Source organism: Nocardiopsis oceani, assembly GCF_054777395.1.
The window spans coordinates 67,534-73,563 of record NZ_BAAHAR010000046.1; the positions used below are offsets into that span (position 1 = coordinate 67,534).

The window sequence follows — 6,030 nt, forward strand, 5'->3', positions numbered from 1 at the left end:
AGTGCTCAGCGGCACCGGAAATCAGAGCGGTTTGTTGAGGAATCCCACCTGCTCAAGCAAGGTGATGTAGTCGGTGTCCAGGGTGGCGAGGAAGGCGATCACGTCACGGTGCGGAGCGCGGTGCAGCGGGGCGCTGGTCCGCAACAGGCCGACTCGGGACACGCCCTCGCTGCCGCCCAGCCGCGAGGACGGTGTGGCGGGCGGATCGACGCGGTACAGGCGCCAGGCGCTGCCCCTGGGGGCGGAGGCGAGCAGCATCAGCGGTCGGTTCCACACGAGGAGAGCCCACCCCTTGGGGCCCTCCGCATGGACGTACACGTGCTCGACGTGCTTTTCCAGGAGTTCGGCGACCTGGGCGGCGACCGGGATCGGGTTGGTGAAGTTGCCGTGCACCCGGTGCAGGCCGGAGTCGTACTCCAGACTCCAGCCCGAGGGCTCCAGTTCCTCGGCGACCTGTGACAGGTAGCCGTCCTCCCCGGGGGAAGGCGAGAGGGAATCGGGTGAGGGTGACTCGGTGGTTGGAAGAATCAGACCCAGCTCCAGGCTTGTTTGTGGTGTGGCGGGACGGGTGAGTGAGTTCAGGTTGGCACCGCAGGTCAGTGCCTGGTGCTGGTCGCGCACGGTCCACTCGACGAGACCGCCGTGTTGGGGAAACCCCTCGGCGACGGGACGGGCCCGCGCCTCGATCCCGGCGGCGGAAAGGGAGCGGACGGCGTCCTCACCGTCCTCCTCCGGCCACGAGCCGGGGACGCCCAAAACGACGCGGGCGGGTGAGAGCCCATCAACCAGGGCGCGCAGCGCCTCCGGGTGGTGGCCCCGCAGCGGAGCGTGGAGGGTGAGTTGGTCCACCGGGCCCTCGGGCAGCTGGCTGACCAGGGGCGTGTCCAGGTTGTGCACCACCCGGGACTCGGTCTCCACCGGGGTGGTCAGGAGCAGGTCCTCCAGGCGTTCGGCGACCTCGGACAGGCGCTCGGCCATGGCGGTCGGCAGCGAGACCGCGGTGGAGCAGCTCCGAAGCCACACGCCCAGTTCGGCGAGCGCCCACGGAACCCCCTCGGGGCCACCGTGCAGTACCGTCCAGGAACGGTTCCGGGTGCCGGGCGCCCCACCGCCGAAGGCGGCCGCGACGTACTCGTCACCCACCAGCAGAGCCAGCTCGGGGAACAGGTCAGGGGCGGAACGCTCCACCAAGGCGTAGACCTGGCCCGGGCGTTGGACACCGGCGGGGGCGGCCCCCTCCGAGGCCGCTCCGAGCACCGTGACCGCGGCGCCGAGCTCCGTGGCCGCGGGAACAACGCCCTCCTCCAGGGCGGGGAGATCGATCTCCGTACCGACCTGGAGGAACTCGCGGAGCGGAGCACCGTCGGTACGGGAAGTCCACTCGTGCAGAAGGGCGAGCGGGGAGACGGACACAGGCGACCTCTGTTCTCACACCGGGGACTCCAAAGAGCATAGTCGAAACCGCCACGTCGCCACCGCGCGGGTGTGCACGTGCGGTCCCGACCCCTGTGCCGCATCCGCGACGGGAGGTGCGAGGATGTGGGGACGATGTCCGAAAGCGAACAGTGCCGACCGCTGCGCGCCGGGGTGTTCACCCTGGTGTGCGCGAGCCTGTCCGCGATCGGCCACGCCGTGAGTTCGGGGCACGACGTCCCCCTCCCCGGTCTCCTGCTGGGCATCGTCGTCGTGTTCGCGATGGCGTGGGCGGCGTCGAGCCGCCGTCAGGGTCCCGGGATGGTCGCCGCGTGGATGCTCTGGGGCCAGTTCGCCCTGCACGTGGCCTTCAGCTACACCCAGGGGATGGGCGCCGGACACGCTGAGCACACCGACGCCGTTCTGAACTCCGACCCCATGCCCGCCTGGGCGATGATCGGCATGCACGTGGTGATGGCCCTGGTCAGCGCTTGGTGGCTGCACCTGGGGGAGAACGCCCTCTTCGCGTTCCTGGAGTTCATGGCGCTCGTGCTGGTCCCGCTCCTCTTGGTGGTCGGGGTGGTCCCGGTCGCCCGCGAGGCGCTGGCCCCGAGGTTCGCCACCAACGACGAGCGCACCTGGACGCGTCGGCCCTACCTGCGCCACACGCGTGTTCTGCGGGGGCCGCCGCCCGTTCTCGCGGCCTGACCCGCTCTCCTTCAGGCCGTTTCCGGCGATCCCGCGGTGCCTTGCACCCTGCCTTGGCGCCGTCTGCTCAGAATTCCCCGTGGCTTTCGGCTGCCCAGACGCGGTCGGACCGCCGCGTGGGCGGTGACAGAAAGCACGGTCGGTATGACCCGTGACGAACACCCCGAGCTCGTCCGCCTGGCGCTGCGCGCCGGAGCGGGCGCGCCGGGGGCGATGAACACCCTGTTCTCGCTCACCCGGGATGACGTGGCCCGTTACATTGCGCGCCGCGTCGCCCCCGGGCGGGTGGAGGACCTGACGCAAGAGACCTTCTCGCGCGCCATGCGCGGGCTGCCCCGCTACACCGGCCGGGCGCCGGTACGGGCGTGGCTGCTGTCCGTGGCCCGCTACACCGTTGCCGACCTCTACCGCAGGCAGGAGCGCACGCCCCGTTCGGTCCCGGTCGACGACTGGGAGCGGGCGCTCGGTCCGGGCTGCGCTTCCCCAGGGAGCTTCGACGAGTACCTCGCCCTCGTCTCCCTGGTGGAGCGGCTTCCGGAGGACCGGCGCACCGCCTTCGTCCTGACCCAGGTCCAGCGCGTGCCCTACGCCGAAGCCGCGGCGATCACCGGTGTGCCGGTCGGCACGGTCCGCTCGCGGGTCGCGCGCGGTCGCCGCGACCTGGTCCGCCTGTTGGAGGAGGCCGCGTGAAGAGGCCCGGACACGAACCCGACAAGAACCCATGAGGAGTACGAGAATGAGAGATCAGCGGCGCTACGGGCCCGTTCTGGCGGGGGCCGCGGCCGTGTTGTTCGCCGTCACTGCCTGTACCGGGGCCGGTCCGGACCTGGCCGACACCGAGTACTACATGGACCTGTCGGACCAGCCGATGGCCGCGTCCGAGATCGAGCTGGCGACGGTTGACGGTGAGCCGTGGAGCTTCACCGACGTCGCCGAGGACCGACTCACCCTGCTGTTCTTCGGCTACACGAGCTGCCCCGACGTGTGTCCCATGACCATGGCCGAGATCAACCTGGGTCTGGAACAGGCCGGGGAGGACGCGGACGGCTTCGACGTGGTGATGGTGAGCAGCGACCCCGCGCGGGACACCGACGAACAGCTCCGGACTTGGCTGGACCGGTTCGACCCGGAATTCGAGGGCGTGCGCGGCGACATCGACGAGACCGTGGCGGCCGCGCAGGACTACGGCATCCCCATCGACGCACCCGAGGAGACCGAAGGGGACTACTTGGTGACGCACGGGGAGCGGATCGTCGTCCTGACCCCCGGCGGTGAGGCGGCGGGGTTGATCGACGACGGGGTGGAGGCAGACGAGATCGCCGCACTGCTGCCCTCCCTGCGAGAGGAACTGCTGTGAGCGCCGCGGTGCGCGGACCAGGGGTATCCCGCCGCGGAATGCTCACCGGGCTTGGTACGGCCGGGGCCGGGCTGGCCGCCGGAGGACTGATCGGAGCCGGCGCCGGTGCGGTGCGGGGGCGGGCGGAGGCGCATGACCCGGCCCGAGGCCTGACCCTGTCGAGGGGCGGGTCGTCGGACGGGCGGCCGCCCGCGGTCCTGGCCCCCACCCCGGCCCACGTCCACGTGGTGGCGGTGGATCTGCGGGCCGACGACCCCGACGAGGTGTCCGAGGCAGCCCGACTGGTCCTGGCCGAGTGGAATGATCAGGTACGGGACCTGCACGAATACGGGTTGGCCGGGGTGACGGATGGAGCGCCCTCCCAAGGGCTGCACCCGGCGTCGCTGGGGGTCACCCTGGGGCTGGGGGCGGGGCTCCTCGACCGGTCCGGGCTGGAGGAGCGGCGCCCGGAACCGATGGAGGAACTCCCCGAGTTCGCGGCGGACCGGCTCGACCCCGCCCTGTGCGGCGGTGACCTCATGCTGCACGTGGGCGCGGAGGACCCTCTCGTGGTGACTTCGGCCGTGGAGCACCTGGTCGGCCGGGTTCGTGAACACGCCGTGGTGCGGTGGTCGCTCCCCGGGTTTCAACGGGCCGCGGCCACCGCAACGGATCCGTCGGCGACCCCGCGCAACCTCATGGGGCAGATCGACGGCACGGTCAACCCCGATCCCGCCGAAGCGCAGTTCGGGCCCCAGGTCCTGGCCGCCCACCCGGAGGGCGGGGCGTCCTGGATGGACGGCGGGACCTACGTGGTGGTGCGCCGGATCCGGATGCTCCTGGACGACTGGTTCGACTTGGAACCGGGGGAGCGGGAACGGGTGGTGGGCCGACGGCTGTCGGACGGTGCGCCCCTGGGCGGCGAGCACGAGCACGACCTCCCGGGGCTGTCCGAGCGGGGGGCTGACGGTGAGCCGGTCATCCCGGCCAATGCGCACGTCCGGCTCGCCAGCCCGGAGCGCACCCTCGGCGCGCGCATGCTGCGGCGGGGGTTCAACTACGACCTCGGCTGGGGGCCCGACGGACGGCGGGAGGCCGGGCTGCTGTTCACCGCATGGCAGGCCGATCCGCGGACTGCCTTCACAGCTGTGCAGCACCAGCTCGATGAGGGTGCGGACGCGCTCAACACCTATGTCCGTCACGAGGGGAGCGCCGTGTTCGCGGTCCCCCCGGTCCGCGAGGACGAGCCGCACGTGGGTCACACGCTGTGGTGACCGCGGCCCGACAACCGGAGAAAAGTCGTCCGGGAGACCGGTCCGGGAGACCGGTCCGGGAGACCGGTCCGGGAGACCGGTCCGGGAGACCGGTCCGGGAGACCGGGAGACCGGACCGGGACCGGGAGATAAGGCGTCCGGCGACAACCGTCCGGGGACACGTGAGGAAGCTCAGTGAGCACACGAGAAGGCCCGGCGAACACGTGAAAAAGAGGGGAGAGAGGACATGCGGACCGCGTGGATTCATCGGCGGGGCAGAGCCGGATACGGAGGGCGGGCCGTCCTGGTGGTCGTGCCTCTGGCACTGGCCGCCGCGGCCTGCGGAGGAGACACGGAGGATTCGGATAGCGCCCAGGTGGAGCAGGCGGCAGCGGAGGCAGCCGATCGAGGGCAGGCGCAGGTCGGCGAGTTGTTGATTGAGGACGCCTGGATGCCCGAACCAGCCAACCCCGAGATCGGCGTGGTCTACCTCGCCGTCACCAACACCGCCCACCAGGACGATGCCGTCACCGGAGTGAGCACCAGCGTTTCCGGAGACGCCGACCTCCACAACACCGAGACCAGCGAGTCCGGAGCGGCGACCATGCACGGGGTGGACGAAGTCCCGGTCCCGGCCGGAGGAACCACCACCTTTGTGGACGGCGGATATCACGTGATGGTGAATGACATCCCCGGGCCACTGGCCGCAGGGGACGGGATCACCCTGGAACTCACCTTCGCGAGCGGTGCCGAGGTCGAGCTGGACGTCCCGGTCCAGGAGATGACCGGAGCCGAGTCAGAGCACGACCATGACCATGGCCATGACCATGAGGGCCACGGAGATCAGGGGGACCACGAGGGGCATCATTGACGCGGATGTCCGCTGAATCGTTGAGGGCACAGGGCACAGAACACAGGGGGTTCGTGGGAGGGGAAGGTCCGTTTCCCTTCTGTGGTGGGGGTTTCCTTGTGGGTTTCGGGGATGCCCTTGCCCTTGTGGCTTGGGGTGTCCTCCTTTCCCGCCGCCCGATTGTGGCCGTCTCCGCTGCGCGCCTCAAGGTCGTCGCCATCGAGCGCTTCGCGCGTCATTGGCGCTCCACCTTGACCCGCTCCGCTGCGACGGCGGGTTGGCGGCTATCGGGAAAGTTGTGTCCTGAACGTGAACCAGAGGAGGAAGTAGGAACTCTCTGCGGAAGCGGTGCTGCACGCAAAGATGAAGGATCTGGCCCTTCGGAGCCGTCCTGCGGGGGAGGGCTTCAAACCACCTCATGCCGCGTTAGCTGAAGACTGTCGTGGTGAGCGATGAGGAAAAGGCGCACT

At 70.3% G+C, this 6,030-nt stretch carries 7 protein-coding genes; 5 read left to right on the forward strand and 2 right to left on the reverse strand.

Going from position 1 to position 6,030, the window contains the following annotated elements:
• Positions 1-21 precede the first annotated feature (21 nt).
• The gene (locus tag ACYVDG_RS25435) at positions 22-1,413 is read right to left on the reverse strand and encodes a hypothetical protein (protein ID WP_460758675.1); all 1,392 of its coding nucleotides are present in this window, start codon (positions 1,411-1,413) and stop codon (positions 22-24) included.
• Between the two features lie 135 nt (positions 1,414-1,548).
• Between ACYVDG_RS25435 and ACYVDG_RS25440 the strand changes: the two genes are divergently transcribed.
• From ACYVDG_RS25440 to ACYVDG_RS25460, 5 genes are all read left to right on the forward strand, one after another.
• Positions 1,549-2,121 carry a hypothetical protein gene (locus ACYVDG_RS25440; protein ID WP_460758678.1) on the forward strand — a complete coding sequence of 191 codons (573 nt, stop codon included), beginning with the start codon at positions 1,549-1,551 and terminating at the stop codon, positions 2,119-2,121.
• Between the two features lie 144 nt (positions 2,122-2,265).
• On the forward strand, positions 2,266-2,811 hold the full coding sequence (locus ACYVDG_RS25445) for a sigma-70 family RNA polymerase sigma factor (RefSeq protein ID WP_460758681.1): 546 nt from the start codon (positions 2,266-2,268) through the stop codon (positions 2,809-2,811).
• A gap of 46 nt (positions 2,812-2,857) precedes the next feature.
• A complete protein-coding gene (locus ACYVDG_RS25450) occupies positions 2,858-3,478 on the forward strand; it encodes an SCO family protein (RefSeq protein WP_460758683.1) in 621 nt (206 codons plus the stop codon).
• 38 nt (positions 3,479-3,516) lie between these two features.
• Complete coding sequence (locus ACYVDG_RS25455) at positions 3,517-4,731, forward strand: Dyp-type peroxidase (RefSeq protein ID WP_460758698.1); 1,215 nt, start codon at positions 3,517-3,519, stop codon at positions 4,729-4,731.
• Positions 4,732-4,957: 226 nt separating this feature from the next.
• Entirely contained in the window at positions 4,958-5,581 is a 624-nt protein-coding gene (locus tag ACYVDG_RS25460) for a copper chaperone PCu(A)C (protein ID WP_460758686.1), read from the forward strand.
• On the opposite strand, the gene ACYVDG_RS25465 is transcribed toward ACYVDG_RS25460, so the two are convergent.
• Positions 5,575-5,799 carry a hypothetical protein gene (locus ACYVDG_RS25465; RefSeq protein ID WP_460758689.1) on the reverse strand — a complete coding sequence of 75 codons (225 nt, stop codon included), beginning with the start codon at positions 5,797-5,799 and terminating at the stop codon, positions 5,575-5,577. The two genes, ACYVDG_RS25460 and ACYVDG_RS25465, sit on opposite strands and share 7 nt — an antisense overlap.
• Positions 5,800-6,030: the final 231 nt, after the last annotated feature.